Below are 22,999 nucleotides of genomic sequence, written 5' to 3' on the forward strand. Positions count from 1 at the left end.
ATGAACAGCATCAACGCGTTATCGCGCCGTGGTTTTCTCAAGGGCAGTGCCGTGCTGGGTGGTGGATTGGTGGTGGCGTTTGCCATGCCCGGTGCCCACCGTTTCGCCATGGGCGCGGAGAACCAGGGCAACGTGTTTGCACCCAATGCCTTCCTGCGCATTGGCAACGACAACAGCGTCACCGTGTTGCTCGGCCACTCGGAAATGGGCCAGGGCATCTGGACCGGCCTGACCATGCTGATTGCCGAAGAACTGGACGCTGACTGGACGAAAATCCGCGTCGAGCATTCCCCTGCTTCGGCCACCGATTACGGCCTGCCAGGCTTTGGCGGGATGCAGATCACCGGCGGCTCGACCTCGACCTGGATGGAGTTCGACCGCTATCGCCAGGCCGGCGCAGCGGCGCGCCTGATGTTGATCGACGCGGCGGCCAAGCGTTTCAACGTCGCGCCCTCCGAGATTCATACCGAATCGGGGGTGGTCATTGCCGGTGAACACCGTGCCACCTATGGCGAGTTGGCCGATGATGCCGGGCAATTGCCACGGCCAGACCCGGCTTCGATCATACTCAAGGACGCAAAGGACTGGCGGCTGATCGGCAAACCCACCAAGCGTCTGGACACGCCGGAGAAAATCACTGGCCGGGCGAAATTCGGCATGGACGTGCAGTTTGACGGGCTGATGACCGCGATGGTCGCCCGTTCGCCGACCTTCGGCGGTAGCGTCAAATCCTTTGAAGGCGCCGAAGCGCTGGCGATTCCGGGCGTGCACAAAGTGGTGCAAGTGCCGACCGGCATCGCGGTGATTGCCGATCATTTCTGGGCGGCGAAACTGGGGCGCGATGCACTGAAAATCGAGTGGAATCCGGGGCCGAACGCCGGACTCAATAGCCAGACGTTGCTGGAAAACTTCCGCAAGCTCGCCACCACCCCCGGCCTGAACGCCGGTCAGGCGGGCGATACCCAGGCTGCGCTGGCGAAAGCGGTCAAGAAGATCGATGCTGAATACAGTGTGCCTTACCTGGCCCATGCGCCGATGGAGCCGCTGAACTGCACGGTGAGCATCACCCAGGACAAGTGCGAAATCTGGACCGGCACTCAGTTTCAGACCCTGGACCAAATGGTCGCCGGGAAAATCACCGGGCTCAAACCGGAACAGGTGGTGATCCATACTGAGTTTCTCGGCGGCGGCTTCGGGCGCCGGGCCAATCCGACGTCGGACTTCGTCAGCGAAGCGGTGTATGTCGCCAAGGCCGCCGGTGCACCGGTGAAAACCGTGTGGGCGCGGGAAGACGACATCCGCGGCGGCTATTACCGCTCGGCGTTCCTGCACCATGCGCGGATCGGGCTGGGCGCCGACGGCCTGCCGCTGGCCTGGAAACATGTGATGGTCGGGCAGTCGATCATGGCCGGGACCTCGCTCGAAGCGAGCATGGTCAAGGACGGCATCGACAAGACGTCCGTCGAAGGCGTGGCCGACAGCCCTTACTTCGAAGGACTGGCCAATCACCAGATCGAACTGCACTCACCGAAAACCGGCATCAGCGTGTTGTGGCTGCGTTCGGTGGGGCACACCCACACTGCGTTTGTCATGGAATCGCTGATCGATGAGCTGGCCACGGCGGCCGGCAAGGATCCGGTGGAATATCGGCGCACCTTGCTCAAGGATCATCCGCGCCACCTCGGTGTGCTGAACCTCGCGGTGGAGAAGGCCAACTGGACGGCGCCACTGCCGGACGGCCATGCGTTGGGTGTGGCGGTGCATGAGTCGTTCGGCAGCTACGTGGCCCAGGTGGCCGAGGTGTCCCAGGACAACCTCGCCATTCGTGTGCATCGGGTGGTGTGCGCTGTGGACTGCGGCATCGCGGTCAATCCACAGAGCATCGCCGCGCAGATGGAGTCGTGCATCACCTTTGGCCTCAGCTTCGCCTTGCACAGCAAGCTGACGCTCAAGGACGGGCAGGTGGTGCAGTCCAACTACCACGACTATCGGGTGCTGCGGCTCAACGAAATGCCGGTGGTCGAAGTGCATATCGTGCCCAGCAGCGACAAACCCGGTGGTATCGGCGAGGCCGGTGTGCCACCCATGGCGCCGGCGGTGGCCAACGCGGTGTTTGCCTTGACCGGGCAGCGCCTGCGGGAGCTGCCCTTGCAGCTATCGGGGGTGTGAAATGAAACGACATCACTGGTTGCTTGGGGCGGTGATCCTGGTCCTTCTCGTCGCCTACGCATCCCACGTGTTCGCCGATGACCGCGAGGCCTTGCAGGCGTTCGACACTGTGCAGAAGGTCTTCCAGAGCCCTCGTTGCCAGAACTGCCACATTCCCGGGGATTCGCCGCTGCAATTCGATGCCGGCGTACCCCACGCCATGAATGTCGTGCGGGGCATGGACGGCAAGGGCTCGGCGGGGCTGCCCTGTGCTACCTGCCATGGGCAAAGCAATCCGCCTGCCAGTTACGGCCCCCACGCGCCACCGGGTGCGCCGCACTGGAGTTTGCCACCGGCCGCGCACCGGATGGCCTGGATCGGCCTGCCCGCCGACCGGCTGTGCGCGATGATCAAGGATCGCTCCAGCAACGGCGATCGGGATTTTGCCGCACTGATCAAGCACGTCAGCGACGACAAGCTGGTGCTGTGGGGCTGGAACCCTGGCGGCAATCGCGCGCCGGTGCCGGTACCCCACGATGTCTTCGTCACCCAGTTCAAGCGCTGGGCCGATGCGGGAGGACCGTGCCCGGTGGCGGGTAGCTGACCAGCGGCACGCTTACAGGGAGTCAATGTGGGTACGGGCGACTCTAACGTGCATACCTGCCAAAGGAGTGAACGATGTTGATCTCAGGCAAAACAGGCAAATCGGGCCGATCAGCCAACCCATTGCTTACGCCACAGCAGGAACGTGAACGTCTGCGCGAACTGTCTCGCCAGGCCGAGCAAGAGCTGGCAGGCGTGCAGATGGCGAGCATGGACGAGCTGACGCTGCTGTCCAATCGCCACGGCTTCACCGCACTGGCCCAACTTGGGCTGGACGCCTGCCGGCAACTGGAGACCCCGGCGACGCTGCTGTACTTCAGCCTCGATGAATTCAAACTCATCTGCTATCTGTATGGCCGGGCCAAGGGTGACGATGCGCTCAAGACGTTCGCCGATGTCCTGCGGATCGGGTTTCGTGAAAACGATGTGGTCGGCCGACTCGAAGGCGACCGGTTCGTGGCGCTGCTGACCGGTTCCAGCGTGGTGGAGATTGCGGCGATCAAGGCACGGCTCAATGAGATACTCGATGAGCGCAACGCTGCGGCGCATTGCAGTTATGACATTCGGTTCAGTGTTACCCAGGTCGAGTATGACTCCATTGTTCATGACTCAATCGAGGAACTGCTGGAGGAGGCCGAGCTTATGATGAGCCGTTAGGGCGGTGTTGTGTTGGCGGGCCTCTTCGCGAGCAGGCTCGCTCCTACAGGTTTTGTGAACGCCACAAATCCACTGTGGGAGCGAGCCTGCTCCGGGCGGCGATCCGACGAAAGCGTCCTGACAGACACCACCTATTTGGCAAACAACTGCCCAATGTCCTTGAACGCCTTGAACTCCAGCGCATTCCCGCAAGGATCAAACAGAAACATCGTCGCCTGTTCACCCGCCAGCCCCTGAAAGCGAATCCCTGGCTCAATCACGAAGCGCGTCCCCAGTGACTTCAATCGCTCGGCCAACGCTTCCCACTCGGCCATCCCGAGCACCACGCCAAAATGCGGCACCGGCACATCGTGACCATCCACGGCATTGGTGTGCGCGGCTTCTTGTGCAGGTTTTTTCGGTGCCAGGTGAATCACCAGTTGATGGCCGAAGAAATTGAAATCCACCCAATGGTCGCTGGAACGACCTTCTTCCAGGCCAAACACTGAACCATAGAAATGTCGGGCGGCCGGCAAGTCGTAGACCGGAATGGCCAGGTGAAAAGGGGACAGTTGCATCAGGCGAACCTCTGTGTGGGTGGGAATGTGTCGAGTTTAGCCCTGTGCTTTTTGATTGAAAGACGATAATTTTTGCGTCGAGCTCAAATTATTTCGATCAATCGAGGCCGCCATGCTGCGAGAACTGAAAACCTTTATCGCGGTGGCGCGTTACGGAACATTCGCCGCAGCCGGCATGCATATCGGCCTGACGCAGTCGGCGGTCAGTGCACAGATTCGCAATCTGGAGCAAGCCCTCGGCATCCGTCTGTTCGACCGCACGGGGCGTCAGGCGCTGCTCAATGCGGCGGGGCAGCGTGCGTTGCCGATGGCCAGGGAAATGCTCGAGACCTTCAGCCGCATGGCCGTCAGTGACGATGTCAGCGAGTACCGTGGCGAACTGAAAATCGGCGCAGTGGCCACCGCCCAGACCGGGCTGCTGCCCCAGGCATTGTTGAAATTGCGCCAACAGGCGCCTTTGCTGGAACCCAAGCTGGTGCCCGGGGTGTCACTGAACTTGCTGAGCCAGGTAGACACGGGAGAAGTGGACCTGGCGATCCTGATCAAGCCGCCGTTTGAGTTGCCCAAGGAGTTGTCCGCGCAGGTGATTCGCCGCGAGCCCTTCGTGCTGATCGTACCGGCGGACCTTGACGGCGATGATCCGCTGCAACTGCTCGCCGAGCACCCACACGTGCGCTACGACCGCAATTCGTTCGGCGGGCGGCTGGTGACGCGGTTTCTGCGGGAACGGCAGATCGAGGTGCAGGTCGCGCTGGAGCTGGATGAACTGGAGGCGATTGTGAAAATGGTCGAGTGTGGCTTGGGTGTTTCCCTGTTGCCGGAGGCCGGGTTGTGGCTGGAGCATGGGGCGAAGGTCAGGGTGATCCGTTTGGGCGAGTTGACCTTCTTTCGAGAGATTGTCTTGTTGCAGCGTTACAGCCAGCGTAATCAGCCGATTCAGCGGTTGTTTGCGAACTGTCTGACTTAACACAGGGTGCTGTGTTTTCCTGGTAAATCGCAGGCATAAAAAACCCGCCAAAACAGGCGGGTTTAATGAGATGGTCAGCCTGACCGAAGATTACTCTTCGATGCTGCCCATGGCCGTGGTGTTGAAACCACCGTCCACGTACATGATTTCACCGCTGATGCCGGACGCCAGGTCCGAGCACAGGAAGGCGCCGGCGTTGCCGACTTCGTCGATGGTGACGTTGCGGCGCAGCGGGGTTTGCGCTTCGTTGGCGGCCAGCATCTTGCGGAAGTTCTTGATGCCGGAAGCGGCGAGGGTGCGGATGGGACCTGCCGATACGCAGTTGACGCGGGTGCCGTCCGGGCCCAGGGAGCCGGCCAGGTAGCGTACGCCGGCTTCCAGGGAAGCCTTGGCCATGCCCATGACGTTGTAGTTCGGCATGGTGCGCTCGGCGCCCAGGTACGACAGGGTCAGCAGGCTGCCGTTGCGGCCTTTCATCATTTCGCGGCCGGCCTTGGCCAGGGCCACGAAGCTGTAGGCGCTGATGTCGTGGGAGATGCGGAAACCTTCACGGGTGGTGGCTTCGGTGAAGTCGCCGTCCAGTTGGTCGCCCGGGGCGAAGCCGACGGAGTGCACGATGCAGTCCAGGCCGTCCCACTTCTTGCTCAACGCTTCGAAGACCTTGGCGATTTCTTCATCGCTGGCCACGTCGCACGGGAAGCACAGCTCAGGGCTCGAACCCCAGCCTTGTGCGAACTCTTCGACACGACCCTTGAGTTTGTCGTTCTGATAAGTGAAGGCAAGCTCAGCGCCCTCGCGATGCATGGCGGCAGCGATGCCGGATGCGATGGACAGCTTGCTGGCGACACCGACGATCAGTACGCGCTTACCGGCGAGAAAACCCATGTGTTGCTCCTCTTTCAGGTTATTGCGCAGTGGCCGGAGCCAGAAAAGCGGCTTCCAGCAACTGCTGTGTATACGGATGTTGGGGGGCGGCAAAAATGCTTTGCGCGTCTCCCTGTTCGACCACTTGGCCATGCTTGACCACCATCAACTGGTGGCTCAGCGCTTTCACCACAGCCAGGTCATGGCTGATAAACAGATACGTCAGGTTGTACTTGCTTTGCAGTGAACGCAAAAGCTCCACTACCTGGCGTTGTACCGTGCGGTCGAGGGCCGAAGTCGGCTCGTCCAGCAAAATCAACGCCGGTTTTAACACCAATGCCCGGGCAATGGCGATTCTCTGCCGTTGCCCGCCGGAAAATTCGTGGGGGTAGCGGTGCCGGGTTTCCGGATCCAGACCTACCTCCTTGAGTGCCGCAATAATCGCTTGTTCCTGTTCTGCCGCGGTGCCCATCTTGTGGATCCGCAGGCCCTCGCCAACGATCTGGCTTACGCACATCCGCGGGCTCAGGCTGCCGAACGGGTCCTGAAACACCACTTGCATCTCCCGCCGCAGCGGCCGTACCTGTTGCTGCGTCAGGCAGTCTAGCTGCTGGCCTTCAAAGCGAATGGCGCCTTTGCTGGCGATCAACCGCAAAATCGCCAGGCCCAGGGTCGATTTGCCGGAACCGCTTTCACCCACGATCCCCAGGGTCTGACCCTGGGGCAGGCTGAAATTGATGCCGTCGACCGCCTTGACGTAATCCACCGTGCGCTTGAGCAGGCCTTTCTTGATCGGAAACCAGACTTTCAGGTCCTCGACCGCCAGCAAGGGCGGGCCGATCACGTTGCTTGCAGGCTTGCCATCGGGCTCCGCTGCCAGCAGTTCCCGAGTGTACGGATGCTGCGGCGCGCGGAACAATTCTTCGCACGATGCCTGTTCGACGATGCAACCTTGCCGCATGACACATACGCGATGCGCAATTCTTCGAACAAGGTTCAAATCGTGGCTGATCAGCAGCAGAGCCATGCCCAAACGGGCCTGAAGTTCCTTGAGCAATTCGAGGATTTTCAGCTGGACGGTCACGTCCAGCGCGGTGGTCGGCTCGTCGGCGATCAGCAGTTCCGGCTCGTTGGCCAGGGCCATGGCGATCATCACCCGCTGGCGCTGGCCGCCGGACAATTCGTGGGGCAGGGCCTTGAGGCGCTTGTGCGGCTCGGGGATGCCGACCATCTCCAGCAGCTCCAGGGTGCGCTTGGTCGCGACCTTGCCGGTCAGGCCCTTGTGGATGCCCAGCACCTCGTTGATCTGTTTCTCGATCGAGTGCAGGGGATTGAGCGAGGTCATCGGCTCCTGGAAGATCATTGCAATCCGGTTGCCGCGAATGTGGCGGATGGTTTTTTCCTTCAGGTCCAGCAGGTTCTGCCCGGAATACATGATGGTGCCGGATGGATGCCGCGCGAGCGGGTAGGGCAGCAGGCGCAGGATCGAATGCGCTGTTACCGATTTACCGGAACCGCTCTCGCCGACCAAAGCCAGGGTTTCACCGCGCTTGATGTCGAAGCTGACACCTTCGACCGCCAGCTGGCAGCGATTGCCGACGACGAAATCGACGGACAGGTCGCGCACTTCGATCAGATTTTCCTGATTCATTTCACTTCCTCGGGTCGAAGGCATCGCGAGCGGACTCGCCGATGAATACCAGCAAACTCAACATCAAGGCCAGCACGGCAAAGGCGCTGATGCCCAGCCACGGCGCTTGCAGGTTGGATTTGCCCTGGGCCACCAGTTCACCCAAAGACGGGCTGCCCGCCGGCAGGCCGAAGCCGAGGAAGTCCAGGGCGGTCAGTGTACCGATGGCGCCGGTGAGGATGAACGGCATGAAGGTCATGGTCGAGACCATCGCGTTGGGCAAAATGTGGCGGAACATGATCGCGCCGTTCTGCATGCCCAGGGCGCGGGCGGCACGCACGTATTCCAGGTTACGCCCGCGCAGGAATTCGGCGCGCACCACGTCCACCAGGCTCATCCACGAGAACAGCAGCATGATCCCCAGCAACCACCAGAAGTTGGGCTGCACGAAACTGGCAAGGATGATCAGCAGGTACAGCACCGGCAGCCCGGACCAGATCTCCAGGAAGCGCTGCCCGGCCAGGTCCACCCAGCCCCCGTAGAAGCCCTGCAAGGCCCCGGCGATCACGCCGATGATCGAGCTGAGCACGGTCAGGGTCAGGGCGAACAGCACCGAAATGCGGAACCCGTAGATCACCCGGGCCAGCACATCACGGCCCTGATCGTCGGTGCCCAGCAGGTTGTCCGCCGAGGGCGGGGCCGGCGCCGGGACTTTCAGGTCGTAGTTGATGCTCTGGTAGCTGTAGGGGATCGGCGCCCACAGCACCCAGGCGTCCTTGGCCTTGAGCAGTTCGCGGATGTACGGGCTCTTGTAGTTCGCCTCCAGCGGAAATTCGCCGCCGAAGGTGGTTTCCGGGTAGCGCTTGAGCGCCGGGAAGTACCAGTTGTTGTCGTAGTGCACCACCAGCGGCTTGTCGTTGGCGATCAGCTCGGCGCCAAGGCTTGCACCAAACAGGATCAGGAACAGCCACAGCGACCACCAGCCACGCTTGTTGGCCTTGAACAGTTCGAAGCGTCGGCGATTGAGAGGGGACAGGTTCATCTCAATGCTCCCGGCTTTCGAAGTCGATGCGCGGATCGACAAAGGTGTAGGTGAGGTCGCCGATCAGTTTCACCACCAGCCCGAGCAGGGTGAAGATGAACAGCGTGCCGAACACCACCGGGTAATCGCGGTTGATCGCCGCCTCGAAACTCATCAGGCCGAGGCCGTCGAGGGAAAAGATCACCTCCACCAGCAACGAGCCGGTGAAGAAGATGCCGATGAGGGCCGAGGGGAAACCGGCGATCACCAGCAGCATGGCGTTGCGGAACACGTGGCCGTACAGCACGCGGTGGTTGGTCAGGCCCTTGGCCCTGGCGGTGATTACGTACTGCTTGTTGATCTCGTCGAGGAAGCTGTTTTTGGTCAGCAGGGTCATGGTCGCGAAGTTGCCGATCACCAGCGCGGTCACTGGCAGCGCCAGGTGCCAGAAGTAGTCGAGGATCTTGCCGCCCATGCTCAGTTCATCGAAGTTGTTCGAAGTCAGACCGCGCAAGGGGAACCAGTCCAGGTAACTGCCGCCGGCGAACACCACGATCAACAGGATGGCGAACAGGAACGCCGGGATCGCGTAGCCGACGATGATCGCCGAACTGGTCCAGACGTCGAAGTGGCTGCCGTGCCGCTTGGCCTTGGCGATCCCCAGCGGGATCGACACCAGGTACATGATCAGCGTGCTCCATAGTCCGAGGGAGATTGAGACCGGCATCTTTTCCTTGATCAGGTCGATGACCTTGGCGTCGCGGAAGAAGCTGTCGCCGAAATCCAGGGACGCATAGTTCTTGACCATGATCCACAAGCGTTCCGGCGCCGATTTGTCGAAGCCGTACATGTGCTCGATTTCCTTGATCAGCGCCGGGTCCAGGCCCTGGGCGCCGCGATAGGCCGAGCCTGCCACCGAGACTTCGGCACCGCCGCCGGCGATGCGGCTGGTAGCGCCTTCGAAGCCTTCGAGCTTGGCGATCATCTGTTCCACCGGTCCGCCCGGGGCGGCCTGGATGATCACGAAGTTGATCAGCAGGATGCCGAACAGGGTCGGAATGATCAGCAACAGTCGCCGAAAAATGTACGCCAGCATCTGATTACTCCGTGACCGCAGGATCGGCCTGCAGTGTGGTTTCGACTTCTATCGCCGGCTTGATGTCGGGCTTGACCCACCAGGTGGCCGTGCCGATGTCGTACTTGGGCGAGACCTTGGGATGGCCAATGTGGTTCCAGTAGGCCACGCGCCAGGTCTTGATGTGCCAGTTGGGTATTACGTAATAGCCCCATTGCAGCACCCGGTCCAGCGCGCGGGCGTGAGCCACAAGGCTGTTGCGCGAATCGGCGTTGATCAGTTGCTCGACCAGTTGATCGACCACCGGATCTTTCAGCCCCATGGAGTTGCGGCTGCCGGGTTTGTCGGCGGCGGCCGACATCCAGAATTCCCGCTGTTCGTTCCCCGGCGAGTTGGACTGCGGGAAGCTGCCGACGATCATGTCGAAGTCCCGGGAGCGCACACGGTTGATGTACTGCGAGACGTCGACCCGGCGGATCACCAGATCGATACCCAGGTCGCTCAGGTTGCGCTTGAACGGCAGCAGCACCCGTTCGAATTCGGTCTGGGCCAACAGGAACTCGATGACCACCGGCTTGCCGGTGGTGTCGACCATCTTGTCATCGACGATGCGCCAGCCGGCCTCCTGCAACAGTTGATAGGCTTGCCGTTGCTGGGCGCGGATCATGCCGCTGCCGTCGGTGGTCGGGTTCTGGAACGCTTCGTTGAACACCTGCGGCGGCAGCTTGCTGCGGAACGGTTCGAGGATCGCCACCTGATCGGCGTCAGGCGCGCCGGTGGCGGCCATTTCCGAGTTCTCGAAATAACTGCGGGTGCGCGCGTAGGCGCCGTTGAACAGTTGCTTGTTGGTCCATTCGAAATCCAGCAACAGCGACAAGGCCTGGCGCACACGCACATCCTGGAACACCGGGCGGCGCATATTGAACACGAAGCCTTGCATGCCGGTGGGGTTGCCGTTGGGAATCTGTTCCTTGACCAGTCGACCCTCGGTGACTGCCGGAGTGTTGTAGGCATTGGCCCAGTTCTTCGCGGTCATTTCCAGCCAGTAGTCGAACTGTCCGGCCTTGAGCGCTTCCAGGGCGACGGTGTTGTCGCGGTAGTAATCGGTGGTCATCACGTCGAAGTTGTAGAAGCCGCGATTGACCGGCAGGTCCTTGCCCCAGTAATCCTTGACCCGCTCGTAACGCACCGAGCGTCCGGCCTTCACTTCGCTGACCTTGTACGGGCCACTGCCCAGCGGGATTTCCAGGTTGCCCTTGTTGAAGTCGCGGTCGGCCCACCAATGCTTGGGCAGCACCGGCAACTGGCCGAGGATCAGCGGCAGTTCGCGGTTGTTGGTGTGCTTGAACTTGAACAGCACGGTCAGCGGGTCTTCGGCGATCGCTTCGGCCACGTCGTTGTAGTAGCCGCGGTACATCGGCGCGCCGTCCTTGGTCAGCATCTGGAAGCTGAATACCACGTCCTCGGCGCGAATCGGATGGCCGTCATGGAAGCGTGCTTCGGGGCGCAGGTAGAAGCGCACCCAGGCGTTGTCCGGGGCTTTCTCGATCAGTCGGGCGATCAAGCCGTACTCGGTGAACGGTTCGTCCAGGCCTTGCTTGGCCAGGGTGTCGTAGATCATGCCGATATCGTCCGCCGGCACGCCTTTGCTGATGAAGGGGTTGAGGCTGTCGAATCCGCCGAAACCGGCCTGACGGAAAATCCCGCCCTTGGGCGCGTCCGGATTGACGTAGTCGAAGTGTTTGAAGTCGGCCGGGTATTTCGGCGGTTCGTTGTACAGGGTCACGGCATGTTGCGGGGCGGCGCAGGCCAGCCCGGCGAACAGCAGACCGCTGGCCTGCAGGAGCAGGGCACGGATGGGTTTCATTGATCTTTCTCCGAAGATTTCAGCCACCACGCGTTCAGGCCCAGAGTGTAGGGCGGCGTGGTGACGAAGGCGAGCCGGTTGCGGTACGCCAGACGGTGATTATTGAGGTACCAGTTGGGAACGATGTAGTGCTGCCACAGCAGCACGCGGTCGAGGGCCTTGCCGGCGGCGACCTGCTCATCGCGGGTCTGGGCGGCCAGCAACTGGTCGAGCAAGTGGTCGACTACCGGGTTGGCAATGCCGGCGTAGTTCTTGCTGCCCTTGACCCCGGCCTGGCTGGAGTGAAAGTACTGCCATTGTTCCAGGCCTGGGCTGAGCGTCTGGTTGAGGGTCATCAGAATCATGTCGAAGTCGAACTGGTCGAGGCGCTGCTTGTATTGCGCGCGATCGACCGTGCGCAGCCGCGCATCGATGCCGATGCTGGCCAAGGTCTCGACGTAAGGCTGGAGGATGCGTTCCAGGTTCGGGTTGACCAGCAGCAGCTCCAGGCGCAAGGGCTGTCCGGCGGCGTTTTGCAGGCGCTGGCCATTGAGCTTCCAGCCAGCCTCAGCAAGCAGGCCGAGGGCTTTGCGCAAGGTCTCCCGGGGGATGCCGCGGCCATCGGTCTGCGGCAGGCTGAACGGTTCGGTAAAGAGTTTGGCCGGCAGTTGCTCGCGATAGGGCTTGAGTAACAGCCATTCATGCCCGACCGGCAAACCGCTGGCCGAGAACTCGCTGTTGGGGTAGTAACTCATGGCGCGTTGGTAGGCGCCGCCGAACAGCGTGCGGTTGGTCCACTCGAAGTTGAACATCAGCCCCAGCGCTTCGCGGACCCTGGTGTCCGAGAACGCCGGGCGGCGGCTGTTCATGAACAGGCCTTGGGTCTGGGTCGGGATCCGATGGGGAATCTGCGCCTTGATCACCTCGCCGCGGCGTATGGCGGGGAAGTTGTAGCCGGTGTCCCAGTTCTTTGCCTGATGCTCGATGTAGATATCGAATTCGCCGGCCTTGAACGCCTCGAACGCCACGTCGCTGTCGCGGTAGAACTCGACTTCCATGCGGTCGAAGTTGTACTTGCCGCGATTGACCGCCAGGTCCTTGCCCCAGTAATCCTTGACCCGTTCGAAGACGATCTGTCGTCCTGGTGTGGCCGAGGTAATGCGATACGGCCCGCTGCCCAGCGGCGGCTCGAAAGTGGTGGCCTTGAAGTCGCGGCCTTTCCAGTAGTGCTGTGCCAGCACCGGCATTTCACCCAGGCGCAGGATCAGCAGCGGATTGCCGGCACGCTTGAACACGAAACGGATGCGCTGCGGGCTGAGGATGTCGACCCGCGACACTTCCTGAAGGCTGGTGCGATACAGCGGATGGCCTTCCTTGAGCAGCACGCGATAGGAGAACGCGACGTCGTAGGCGGTGATCGGCGTGCCGTCATGGAAGCGTGCTTCGGGGCGCAAGTTGAACACCACCCAACTGCGGTTCTCGTTGTACTCCACCGACTGGGCGATCAGGCCATAACTGGACGCGGGCTCGTCACCAGAAGGCGCGTACTGCCCCGTGCCGATCATCAGCGGTTCGTTCAGCTCGTTGATGCCGTATTGCAGGAAACTCGGCGTGGTGACAGGGCTGGTGCCCTTGAAGGTGTAGGGGTTGAGCGTGTCGAAGGTGCCAAACGCCATGACCCGCAACGTACCGCCCTTGGGCGCTTGCGGGTTGACCCAGTCGAAGTGGGTAAATCGTGCCGGGTACTTGAGCGTGCCGAACTGCGCATAACCATGGCTTTCGCTGATCGTCGCACTTGCGGTGGAGCTCAAGGCCAGGCTGATCAGGAAGAGGAGGGGACGCTTCAAATAGGGGATCCGGTCCGGGCGGCTTGGGCTTTGTGGATCGTACAGTAACAGCTTGTATGGACAGGAAAAAGACGGGGGGTTAATGCGCAATCTCGGCCAGGTCACAAACCCTGTAGGAGCAGCCCACAAAAACTGTGAAGACATAAAAAAGCCCCTGAAGTCAGGGGCTGTTTTTAATGCGGATTGGCCACCGTCAACATCTGGCCAGGCTTGAGCGCCTGGCCGACACGCGGGTTCCAGCGCTTGAGATGCTGCATCTCTACGTTGAAGCGCTTGGCCACGATGTACAGCGAGTCGCCTTGCTGGACCTTGTACGTGGTCTGTTGCTTCTTGGTGTTGGCTGCAATCACGGTGTTGACGCGCCCGGAGCTGCGCTTGCTGGTGTCCTGCATGACCAGGGTCTGGCCGGGCTTGAGGTTCTTGCCGTTCAGTTTGTTCCAGCGTTGCAGGTCCTGCACGTCGACGTTGTTGGCCTTGGCGATGGAGCCGAGGTTGTCACCCCGCTTGACCCGGTAGGAACGCTTGACGCTGGCGACCTGGGTGTCGTCGGCACCTTCGAAGACCGGCTTGAGCGATTTCTTGCTGATCAGTTCTTCAGGACGCATGGTTTGCAGGCTGCTGGTCAGCAATTGCGCCTTGGAGGTCGGGACCAGCAGATGTTGCGGGCCGTCGATGGTGGTGCGTTGCTTGAAAGCCGGGTTGAGCTGAAACAGTTCGTCTTCGTCGATGTTGGCGACTTCAGCAACCTTGGACAGGTCCATGCGCTGGTTGATTTCGACGACCTGGAAGTAGGGTTCGTTGGCGATCGGGTTGAGGTTCACGCCGTAGGCTTCCGGCGCCATCACCACTTGCGACAGTGCCAGCAACTTCGGCACGTAGGCCTGGGTTTCGGAGGGCAGCGGCAGGTTCCAGTAGTCGGTCGGCAGGCCGAGGCGTTCGTTGCGCTCGATGGCCCGGCTGACGGTGCCTTCGCCGGCGTTGTAGGCCGCCAGGGCCAGCATCCAGTCGCCGTTGAACATGTCGTGCAGGCGGGTCAGGTAATCAAGCGCGGCGGTGGTCGACGCGGTGATATCGCGACGGCCATCATAGAAACGGGTTTGACGCAGGTTGAAATAACGCCCGGTGGACGGGATGAACTGCCAAAGACCCACCGCGTCGGCCCGGGAATAGGCCATCGGGTTGTAGGCACTCTCAATCACTGGCAGCAGGGCCAGTTCCAGCGGCATGTTGCGTTCTTCAAGGCGCTCGACGATGTAGTGAATGTAGAGGCTGCCACGCTCGCCGGCGTTTTCGAGGAAAGATGGATTGCTGGCGAACCACAGGCGCTGTTGCTCGATGCGCGGGTTGACACCCAGCCCGTCCTGCAGCTGGAAGCCCTGGCGCATGCGCTCCCAGACGTCCTGGGGAATTTGCGGGCTGGGTTTTTCGCTGAGCCAGATTGGCTTCTGCTTGGCGCGCGCGGCGATGTTCTGCGTGTGCGCCGCATCGGTCTGCGGCGCATGGCTGGAACAGCCCGCCAGGGTGGCGGACACAGCCACCGCTATGGCTTGAGCCAAGCGGGTCAATGCGTCTGAACTGATGGCTTTGCGAATAGGTGACGACATTGGCTGGAAGTAAGTTCCGGGCAAAAATGTCGGGCGATTCTAGAAAGCGTACCCTGCGCGGTCAACCTTTCAGAATTGTTGCAATCTTGAGAAGCCCCTTTAGAACCTGTCTTTCCACGCTCGAAGCGCAGCAAAAACCATATCGGGCGCCGAGTTATCGGTGCCGGTCCGTTCGTCCGCTTTTTCTTTAACGGATGTTTCACCGGAGCGCAAAAACGGGTTTGTGAGCTTTTCCAGCGCCAGTGTCGACGGCAACGTCATGATCCCGGATTCCCGTTGGCGGGTGACTTTGGCCAGGCGCTCGGCGGTGTCCGGGTTGTTCGGCTCGACGGCCGCCGCAAACTTCAGATTGCTGAGGGTGTACTCGTGGGTGCAGTACACCAGCGTGTCATCCGGCAACCCGGCGAGGCGTGTCAGCGAGCTGTACATTTGCTGTGGCGTGCCTTCGAACAAGCGTCCGCAACCGGCGGCAAACAGGGTGTCGCCGCAGAACAGCAAGCCGTGATGGTAATAGGCGATATGCCCCAGGGTGTGGCCAGGGATCGCGAGGACATCGAAATCCCAGCCGAGCACACTGACCTTGTCGTTGTCCTTGAGCGCAACGTCCCGCGCCGGGATCGTTTCGCTGGCCGGACCGTAGACTTTCGCGTCCGTCGCCTTTTTCAGCTGTTCGACGCCGCCGACGTGGTCATGATGGTGATGAGTGATCAAAATATCACTCAGTACCCAGCCCGGATTGGCCGTGAGCCAGGCTTGCACGGGGGCGGCATCGCCCGGGTCGACGACCGCGCAGCGCTTGCTGCCGTGGTCTTGTAACAACCAGATGTAGTTGTCGGTGAAGGCGGGCAGGGCAGTGATCTGTATCATCGTCGGATTCGCCAAGCGGAAAACATTGGCGCATCTTAGAACTTCCTGGCGCGTTGGAGAATGCAATGACTGATAAAGCGTTCGCACAAGCCGATCCTGACTGGCTGGCGTTGATCAGCGCGGCCCGCGAGTGGCTGGCCGGTCCCCTCGGGCAATTTCTGCTGGACGAAGAGCGTCGCATGCTCGAAGACGAGCTCGGGCGGTTCTTTGGTGGCTATCTGGTGCATTACGGTCCCTCGGCCCAGACTCCGCCGGCGGCCCCCCAGGTGCAACGCAATGTGCGCCTTGGCGCGCCGTTGCCGGGGGTCGAGATCGTTTGTGAGGAGCAGGCCTGGCCGCTGAGCGAACATGCCACCGATGTGGTGGTGCTGCAGCATGGCCTGGATTTCTGCCTGTCGCCCCACGGCCTGCTTCGCGAGGCGGCCAGCAGCGTACGCCCCGGCGGGCACTTGCTGATCATCGGCATCAATCCCTGGAGCAGTTGGGGTCTGCGGCATGTATTTGCCCAGGATGCGCTGCGCAAGGCGCGCTGCATTTCGCCGTCACGGGTCGCTGACTGGCTGAACCTGCTGGGCTTCGCGCTGGAGAAACGTCGCTTCGGGTGCTATCGTCCGCCGCTTGCGTCGCCGGCGTGGCAGACCCGCCTGGCCGGTTGGGAGCGCAAGGCCGGTGACTGGCAACTGTCGGGCGGCGGCTTCTATTTATTGGTGGCGCGCAAGATCGTGGTGGGCCTGCGACCGGTCCGTCAGGAGCGGCGCGAACCGATGGGCAAGCTGATCCCGTTGCCGATGGCCAAGGTCAACCGGCGCAACATCGAACCGTAATACACACTTTTTATTTGCGGCCGGGCCTGTCCCGGCTTCGGGCGTCGTCGGTCAGCGATCGGCGGGCCAGCGCATTTTCTGGATAGATTGGCATGAGCGATAGCGTAGAACTGTTCACCGACGGCGCCTGCAAAGGCAACCCTGGCCCCGGCGGCTGGGGCGCACTGCTGGTGTGCAAGGGCGTCGAAAAGGAACTGTGGGGCGGCGAAGCCAATACCACCAACAATCGCATGGAGCTGATGGGCGCGATCCGTGGCCTGGAAGAGCTCAAGCGACCTTGCGAGGTGCTGCTGGTGACCGACTCCCAGTACGTGATGAAAGGCATCAACGAGTGGATGGACAACTGGAAGAAGCGCGGCTGGAAAACCGCGGCGAAGGAACCGGTGAAAAACGCTGACCTGTGGAAGCTGCTCGACGAGCAGGTCAACCGCCACAAAGTCACCTGGAAATGGGTACGCGGACACATTGGCCATCACGGCAACGAACGGGCCGACCAGCTGGCCAACCGTGGCGTGGATGAAGTGCGTGGGTACAAACAGGGCTGATCAACCTCCCGTACGGTGAGCATGTTAAGATTCGCGCTTTTGCACGATTGACCGATTGAGAGCTGAGCACTGATGGCCACCAGATCCGTTGTACTCGACACCGAAACCACCGGCATGCCGGTGACCGACGGCCACCGGATTATCGAAATCGGTTGTGTCGAGTTGATCGGCCGACGCCTGACGGGCCGGCACTTTCACGTTTACCTGCAACCCGATCGCGAAAGTGACGAGGGCGCCATCGGCGTCCACGGCATCACCAACGAATTCCTTGTGGGCAAGCCGCGTTTTGCCGAGGTGGCCGAAGAGTTCTTCGAGTTCATCAAGGGCGCGCAGCTGATCATCCATAACGCGGCGTTCGACGTTGGCTTCATCAACAACGAATTCGCCCTGATGGGCCAGCAGGACCGCGCAGACATCACGCAGCACTGCTCGATCCTCGACACCCTGATGATGGCCAGGGAACGTCACCCGGGGCAGCGCAACAGCCTCGACGCCCTGTGCAAACGCTATGGCGTCGACAACTCCGGCCGTGAACTGCACGGTGCCTTGCTCGACTCCGAGATTCTCGCCGACGTCTACCTGACCATGACCGGGGGGCAGACCAGCCTGTCCCTGGCCGGCAACGCATCCGATGGCAATGGCTCGGGGGAAGGGGCGGATAACTCGGCCACCGAGATTCGCCGTTTGCCGGCGGACCGCCAGCCGACGCGCATCATCCGCGCCAGCGAAGACGACCTGGCCCGCCATGCGGCGCGCCTGGAAATCATCGGCAAGTCCGCGGGTGCCCCGGCGTTGTGGGTGCAGTTGGCTGAGGCGGAAGCGCAGGCGTAGTTCCTCATTCCAATGAATGCTTTTTGTGGCGAGGGAGCTTGCTCCCGCTCGGCTGCGAAGCAGTCGTAAATACATCCTCTGCGGTTTATCTGAACGAATGATGGGACCGCTTCGCGCTCCAGCGGGAGCAAGCTCCCTCGCCACAGGGAAACTCCCCTGTCGCCACAAGTTGGTGCATCCCGCTCGCCACATCCTCTGCAACACTCTACCCTGAGGTGATTGGCAGGCTCTGGTCTGCCGCCTCAGGACACTGAGCCTCATGTACAAAGACTTGAAATTTCCGGTCCTGATTGTCCATCGCGACATCAAGACCGACAGTGTTGCCGGCGACCGCGTGCGGGGTATTGCCCGGGAGCTGGAGCAGGAGGGGTTCAGCGTCGTTTCGGCGGTGGATTACACCGAAGGGCGTCTGGTGGCGTCGACTTACCACGGCCTGTCCTGCATGTTGATTGCCTCTGAAGACGCCAGCACTCATTCCCATTTGTTGCAAAACATGGCCGAACTGATCGGTCTGGCGCGGGTCCGCGCGCCGGATCTGCCGATCTTCGCCCTGGGCGAAAAAGTGACCCTGGAAAACGCGCCCGCCGACGCCATGGCCGAGCTCAATCAGTTGCGCGGCATTCTTTATCTGTTCGAAGACACCGTGCCCTTTCTCGCCCGGCAGGTGGCCCGCGCCGCACGCAAATACCTAGATGGCCTGCTGCCACCGTTTTTCAAGGCATTGGTGCAACACACGGCGGACTCCAACTACTCCTGGCACACTCCGGGTCACGGCGGTGGTGTGGCGTATCACAAAAGCCCGGTCGGGCAGGCGTTTCACCAGTTTTTCGGGGAAAACACCCTGCGCTCGGATCTTTCGGTGTCGGTGCCCGAGCTCGGTTCCTTGCTTGATCACACCGGCCCCCTGGCTGAAGCCGAGGCTCGCGCGGCACGCAATTTCGGCGCCGATCACACCTTTTTCGTGATCAATGGCACCTCCACGGCCAACAAGATTGTCTGGCACTCGGTGGTCGCCCGCGATGACCTGGTGCTGGTGGACCGCAATTGCCACAAGTCGGTGCTGCACTCGATCATCATGACCGGCGCGATCCCGCTGTACCTGTGTCCGGAGCGTAATGAACTGGGGATCATCGGCCCGATTCCACTGAGTGAGTTCAGCCGCGAATCGATCCAGGCCAAGATCGACGCCAGTCCGCTGACCAAGGGTCGTTCACCGAAGGTCAAGCTCGCGGTGGTGACCAATTCGACCTATGACGGCCTCTGCTACAACGCCGAGCTGATCAGGCAGCAACTGGGCAATAGCGTTGAGGTGTTGCACTTCGATGAGGCCTGGTACGCCTATGCGGCGTTTCATGAGTTCTTTGCCGGGCGCTACGGCATGGGCACCTCCCGTGATGAAGACAGCCCGTTGGTGTTCACCACCCATTCGACCCACAAGTTGCTGGCGGCCTTCAGCCAGGCGTCGATGATTCACGTGCGCGATGGCGGTGCGCGGCAGCTGGACCGGGATCGCTTCAACGAAGCGTTCATGATGCACATCTCGACCTCGCCGCAGTACGGCATCATCGCCTCGCTGGATGTGGCGTCGGCGATGATGGAAGGGCCGGCCGGGCGTTCGCTGTTGCAGGAAATGTTCGACGAAGCCCTGAGTTTTCGCCGGGCGCTGGCCAACTTGCGCCAGCACATTGCCGCCGATGACTGGTGGTTCTCGATCTGGCAACCGCCGACGGCGCAAGGCATCGAGCGGGTCGTCACCGAGGACTGGTTGCTGCAACCCGATGCCGACTGGCACGGCTTTGGCGGCGTGACCGACGATTATGTGTTGCTCGACCCGATCAAGGTCACGTTGGTAATGCCGGGATTGACCGCCGGTGGCGCCCTCAGCGAGCGCGGGATTCCGGCGGCGGTGGTCAGCAAGTTCCTCTGGGAGCGCGGCCTGGTGGTCGAGAAAACCGGGCTGTATTCGTTCCTGGTGTTGTTCTCCATGGGCATCACCAAGGGCAAGTGGAGCACGCTGCTCACCGAACTGCTGGAGTTCAAGCGCAGCTATGACGCCAACGTCAGCCTGGCCAGTTGCCTGCCCTGCGTGGCGCAAGAGAATGTCGCGCGCTATCAGGGCATGGGCCTGCGGGATCTGTGCGATCAGTTGCATGCCTGTTATCGCAGCAATGCCACCGCCAGGCACCTCAAACGTATGTACACCGTACTGCCGGAAGTCGCGATGAAGCCGGCGGACGCCTATGATCAATTGGTGCGGGGTGAAGTCGAAGCCGTGTCGATCGATGCGCTGGACGGGCGGATCGCCGCGGTGATGCTGGTGCCGTACCCGCCCGGCATTCCGCTGATCATGCCGGGCGAGCGTTTTACCGAGTCGACCCGCTCGATCATCGATTACCTGGCGTTTGCCCGCACGTTCGATAGCAGTTTTCCGGGGTTCGTTGCTGATGTGCACGGATTGCAACACGAAGATCAGGGCAGTGGGCGGTGCTACACCGTCGATTGCATCAAGGAATGAGGACCTTTCCCAGTATGCAGCCGGTTATAAATCCGAATTTCCCAGGGTTGTCGGTACGGGTTGCCGACGAGGGTTTTGCCGCCTACATCTGGGGCAGTGATTTCAGTTTTGAAGTCGCGGCCTACGGTGCGGCCGAAATAGGCAAGCCGGTGGCACAGTGGCCGGTCACCCCGATCACGCCTTATCGCAAGTGCTACGGCATCGACCCCGAAGAATTCAGCAGCTTTCGCGATGGCGCCGACAGCGCGATTTTCATGGCGTATCTGGATGACCAGCCCGTGGGGCACCTGGTGGTCAGTACCAACTGGAACGGCTTTGCCCATATCGACGAACTGGCGGTGCACGCACCGGCCCGGCGGCATGGCGTGGCCAAGGCCCTGCTGGATGTGGCGCAGTTCTGGAGCCGCAAGAAAAAACTCCCGGGCATCATGCTCGAAACCCAGAACAACAACCTGGGGGCCTGCCGGCTCTATGAACGCTGCGGTTACGTGATTGGCGGGATCGACCACCTGCGCTATCGCGGCATCGATCCGAACACCGCCGAAGTGGCGCTGTTCTGGTATCGACTGTTCGAAAACCCGCTGGAAAACCCGTTCAGTTCGTCAGCATCGCCGCGGCTTGTTCCGTGATGATGGCCAACAAGGTCTGAACGGCTGGTGAAGGTTCGGCGTTCTTCAGTGTCAGGGCGTAGAGACTGATCGGGACGGCTGGGGCCAGCGGGCAGGCGTCCAGTCCCGAGGCTTTGGCGCCGAGGGCGGTGAAGGGGTCGACGATGGCCAGGCCTTCGCCGGCCTCGACCATGCTGCGCATCATCTGATGCGTCTGGACCCGGGTCTGGATCACCGGGGCAGGGCGCAAGCCGTGCAGTTTGTTTTCCAGTGCCGGGCTCAGCGGGTCTTGCCCCTCCAGGCCTATCATCGATTGGCCGGCCAGATCCTGCAGTGAAATGTATTTCTGTTTCGGTTGCAGCCAGCCATGGGGGGCGAGCAACTGGAGTTTGCCCTGGGCAATTATCTGGCAATCGAGGTCGGCGTGATCGGGGTCGTGCAGGCTCAGGCCCAGATCGCTTTCACGCAGCAGCAGGCTTCTGACGATGTCGCGGGTCGGCTGGCTCAGCAGCGTGCAAGGCGCATCGGGCAGGCGTCGGCGCAGGGCCGCGATGCTGTGTGGCAACAGTTGGTTGGCCAGAGGCGGGGTGCAGATGATGCGCAGCGGCGGCGCCAGGTATTGCCGGAGGCTGTTGGCCAGGCGCTGCACCGGTTCGAGCGCATCGTAGACCCGGGCAATTTCCACCTGCAGTTCCCGCGCTTCGCGGGTGGCCTGCAATCGCCCGCGCACGCTGGCGAACAGCATGAAACCCAACTGATCCTCTGCGTCGCGCAGCAAACGCTCGACTTCGGCCACCGGCAACTGCAGCCATTCGGCGGCGGTGCCCAGGTGACCGGTCTGCAAGAGCGCCTGGATCACTTCGATATGGCGTAAGCGCATGCGTGAAGTCCATGTTCAGCAGGTGGAGGAGTCTGTGGCTGAATCCTACCCCAAGTCCGTGCATATGACTTCTGCTCATAACGACGGGTTATGAAACGCTGGCGGTTTGCGGTTCGCGGGTAATGGTCACGCCGGTTTGCACCAGCATGAATTCATTGTCGTCGACCTTGTTGACACGGTCGCCAATGGCCAGTTTGTAGGTGGTGACAGGGCTTGAACCGTCTACCGCCGGGGTGGAGTCCTGGAACTCGTGCACCGAATAAATACGGCCTTCCGCGTCTCTTGCATGGAACTGACCGACGAGTACTGCTGCCATCTGCTTAGAACCTCTGGAGATAAATCACTCAATTTGCGGCACTGTAGACCGTGCTTGGGCGAGGTAAGTTTTCCTACGGGAAAAAAATAGTCAGGGGCGGTGTTTTCGGTCGCCCACTGCTTGAATCGTCATCTATAACTACAAGCTCTTCATATCGGACAGTCGAGAAACTCTTATGAGCAACGTCTATACGATCGCCGTCGTGGTCGGCAGCTTGAGAAAGGAATCGATCAACCGCAAGGTCGCACGGGCCCTGATAGAGTTGGCGCCGGCCAATCTCAAGCTCAACATCGTCGAAATCGGCGATCTGCCGCTCTATAACGAAGACATCGATGGCGCTTCACCGCCGGCAGCCTACAGCACTTTCCGACAACAGGTGAGCTCATCCGACGCGGTGTTGTTCGTGACCCCGGAATACAACCGCTCGGTGCCGGCGCCGTTGAAAAATGCGATTGACGTGGGGTCGCGTCCATACGGCAAAAGTGCCTGGAGCGGTAAACCGGGGGCCATTATCAGCGTTTCGCCGGGGGCCGTCGGCGGGTTTGGTGCAAACCACAACCTGCGTCAATCCATGGTGTTTCTCAATGTGCCAGTGATGCAGCAACCGGAGGCCTATCTGGGGAACGCCGGTTCGGCGTTCGACGAGGCGGGCAAGTTGTCCGAGTCGGTCAAGCCGTTCCTGCAAAAATTCATCAATGCCTATGGGCAATGGGTCGAACAGCACAAGAAAGTTTGATAGTCATTGGCCAGTGTTTTGTTCTGCGAAACGCTGGGTGGTTATCTGTTCAGGCCGG

21 protein-coding genes are annotated in these 22,999 nt (G+C 61.2%); 10 read left to right on the top strand and 11 right to left on the bottom strand.

Annotation, left to right across the window (positions count from 1 at the left end):
• The 3 genes from KGA96_RS12060 to KGA96_RS12070 all read left to right on the top strand — a co-directional run bounded on the left by KGA96_RS12060 (position 1) and on the right by KGA96_RS12070 (position 3,408).
• On the top strand, positions 1 to 2,169 hold the full coding sequence (locus tag KGA96_RS12060; protein ID WP_223512956.1) for a xanthine dehydrogenase family protein molybdopterin-binding subunit: 2,169 nt from the start codon (positions 1 to 3) through the stop codon (positions 2,167 to 2,169).
• Between the two features lies 1 nt (position 2,170).
• Entirely contained in the window at positions 2,171 to 2,752 is a 582-nt protein-coding gene (locus tag KGA96_RS12065) for a hypothetical protein (protein ID WP_223512959.1), read from the top strand.
• 74 nt (positions 2,753 to 2,826) lie between these two features.
• Entirely contained in the window at positions 2,827 to 3,408 is a 582-nt protein-coding gene (locus KGA96_RS12070) for a GGDEF domain-containing protein (protein WP_223512962.1), read from the top strand.
• 131 nt (positions 3,409 to 3,539) lie between these two features.
• Here the strand turns inward: KGA96_RS12070 and KGA96_RS12075 are convergent, their stop codons facing one another.
• The gene (locus KGA96_RS12075; RefSeq protein ID WP_046037214.1) at positions 3,540 to 3,965 is read right to left on the bottom strand and encodes a VOC family protein; all 426 of its coding nucleotides are present in this window, start codon (positions 3,963 to 3,965) and stop codon (positions 3,540 to 3,542) included.
• A 112-nt stretch (positions 3,966 to 4,077) separates the two neighbouring features.
• Here KGA96_RS12075 and KGA96_RS12080 point away from each other — a divergent pair, with 112 nt between their 5' ends.
• Positions 4,078 to 4,932, top strand: a complete 855-nt coding sequence (locus KGA96_RS12080; RefSeq protein WP_223512963.1) for a LysR family transcriptional regulator — start codon at positions 4,078 to 4,080, stop codon at positions 4,930 to 4,932.
• A 90-nt stretch (positions 4,933 to 5,022) separates the two neighbouring features.
• On the opposite strand, the gene fabI is transcribed toward KGA96_RS12080, so the two are convergent.
• From fabI to gloB, 8 genes are all read right to left on the bottom strand, one after another.
• A complete protein-coding gene (gene fabI, locus KGA96_RS12085; RefSeq protein ID WP_046037212.1) occupies positions 5,023 to 5,817 on the bottom strand; it encodes an enoyl-ACP reductase FabI in 795 nt (264 codons plus the stop codon).
• A 19-nt stretch (positions 5,818 to 5,836) separates the two neighbouring features.
• Positions 5,837 to 7,447 (bottom strand): ABC transporter ATP-binding protein, encoded by a 1,611-nt coding sequence (locus KGA96_RS12090; protein WP_223467239.1) that lies wholly within the window; start codon positions 7,445 to 7,447, stop codon positions 5,837 to 5,839.
• 1 nt (position 7,448) lies between these two features.
• Positions 7,449 to 8,468, bottom strand: coding sequence for an ABC transporter permease (locus KGA96_RS12095; RefSeq protein WP_046037209.1), 1,020 nt, complete (start codon positions 8,466 to 8,468; stop codon positions 7,449 to 7,451).
• 1 nt (position 8,469) lies between these two features.
• Positions 8,470 to 9,543 carry a microcin C ABC transporter permease YejB gene (locus tag KGA96_RS12100; RefSeq protein ID WP_008051869.1) on the bottom strand — a complete coding sequence of 358 codons (1,074 nt, stop codon included), beginning with the start codon at positions 9,541 to 9,543 and terminating at the stop codon, positions 8,470 to 8,472.
• A gap of 4 nt (positions 9,544 to 9,547) precedes the next feature.
• Positions 9,548 to 11,389: an extracellular solute-binding protein gene (locus tag KGA96_RS12105; protein ID WP_223512965.1), complete on the bottom strand. Its 1,842-nt coding sequence runs from the start codon at positions 11,387 to 11,389 to the stop codon at positions 9,548 to 9,550.
• Entirely contained in the window at positions 11,386 to 13,215 is a 1,830-nt protein-coding gene (locus KGA96_RS12110; RefSeq protein ID WP_223512966.1) for an extracellular solute-binding protein, read from the bottom strand. The genes KGA96_RS12105 and KGA96_RS12110 overlap by 4 nt, the downstream gene beginning before the upstream one ends.
• Before the next feature lie 173 nt (positions 13,216 to 13,388).
• Positions 13,389 to 14,819 carry a LysM peptidoglycan-binding domain-containing protein gene (locus tag KGA96_RS12115; protein WP_046037206.1) on the bottom strand — a complete coding sequence of 477 codons (1,431 nt, stop codon included), beginning with the start codon at positions 14,817 to 14,819 and terminating at the stop codon, positions 13,389 to 13,391.
• Positions 14,820 to 14,918: 99 nt separating this feature from the next.
• Complete coding sequence (gene gloB / locus KGA96_RS12120) at positions 14,919 to 15,686, bottom strand: hydroxyacylglutathione hydrolase (RefSeq protein WP_046037205.1); 768 nt, start codon at positions 15,684 to 15,686, stop codon at positions 14,919 to 14,921.
• 65 nt (positions 15,687 to 15,751) lie between these two features.
• Here gloB and KGA96_RS12125 point away from each other — a divergent pair, with 65 nt between their 5' ends.
• The 5 genes from KGA96_RS12125 to KGA96_RS12145 all read left to right on the top strand — a co-directional run bounded on the left by KGA96_RS12125 (position 15,752) and on the right by KGA96_RS12145 (position 21,030).
• Positions 15,752 to 16,510 carry a methyltransferase domain-containing protein gene (locus KGA96_RS12125; RefSeq protein ID WP_046037204.1) on the top strand — a complete coding sequence of 253 codons (759 nt, stop codon included), beginning with the start codon at positions 15,752 to 15,754 and terminating at the stop codon, positions 16,508 to 16,510.
• 92 nt (positions 16,511 to 16,602) lie between these two features.
• On the top strand, positions 16,603 to 17,055 hold the full coding sequence (rnhA, locus tag KGA96_RS12130; RefSeq protein WP_007979123.1) for a ribonuclease HI: 453 nt from the start codon (positions 16,603 to 16,605) through the stop codon (positions 17,053 to 17,055).
• A 72-nt stretch (positions 17,056 to 17,127) separates the two neighbouring features.
• Positions 17,128 to 17,886, top strand: a complete 759-nt coding sequence (gene dnaQ / locus KGA96_RS12135; RefSeq protein WP_046037200.1) for a DNA polymerase III subunit epsilon — start codon at positions 17,128 to 17,130, stop codon at positions 17,884 to 17,886.
• Between the two features lie 259 nt (positions 17,887 to 18,145).
• Positions 18,146 to 20,401, top strand: a complete 2,256-nt coding sequence (locus KGA96_RS12140) for an Orn/Lys/Arg decarboxylase N-terminal domain-containing protein (RefSeq protein WP_046037199.1) — start codon at positions 18,146 to 18,148, stop codon at positions 20,399 to 20,401.
• A gap of 14 nt (positions 20,402 to 20,415) precedes the next feature.
• On the top strand, positions 20,416 to 21,030 hold the full coding sequence (locus tag KGA96_RS12145; protein WP_223467236.1) for a GNAT family N-acetyltransferase: 615 nt from the start codon (positions 20,416 to 20,418) through the stop codon (positions 21,028 to 21,030).
• Here the strand turns inward: KGA96_RS12145 and KGA96_RS12150 are convergent.
• Positions 20,996 to 21,889, bottom strand: coding sequence for a LysR family transcriptional regulator (locus KGA96_RS12150; protein WP_046037197.1), 894 nt, complete (start codon positions 21,887 to 21,889; stop codon positions 20,996 to 20,998). The genes KGA96_RS12145 and KGA96_RS12150 overlap by 35 nt on opposite strands.
• Before the next feature lie 88 nt (positions 21,890 to 21,977).
• The gene (locus tag KGA96_RS12155; protein ID WP_046037196.1) at positions 21,978 to 22,205 is read right to left on the bottom strand and encodes a hypothetical protein; all 228 of its coding nucleotides are present in this window, start codon (positions 22,203 to 22,205) and stop codon (positions 21,978 to 21,980) included.
• Positions 22,206 to 22,380: 175 nt separating this feature from the next.
• Here KGA96_RS12155 and KGA96_RS12160 point away from each other — a divergent pair, with 175 nt between their 5' ends.
• Positions 22,381 to 22,941, top strand: coding sequence for an NADPH-dependent FMN reductase (locus KGA96_RS12160; RefSeq protein ID WP_046037194.1), 561 nt, complete (start codon positions 22,381 to 22,383; stop codon positions 22,939 to 22,941).
• Positions 22,942 to 22,999: the final 58 nt, after the last annotated feature.

The organism is Pseudomonas sp. GL-R-26, from assembly GCF_019947365.1.
In the GTDB taxonomy this organism is placed as follows: Bacteria; Pseudomonadota; Gammaproteobacteria; order Pseudomonadales; family Pseudomonadaceae; genus Aquipseudomonas.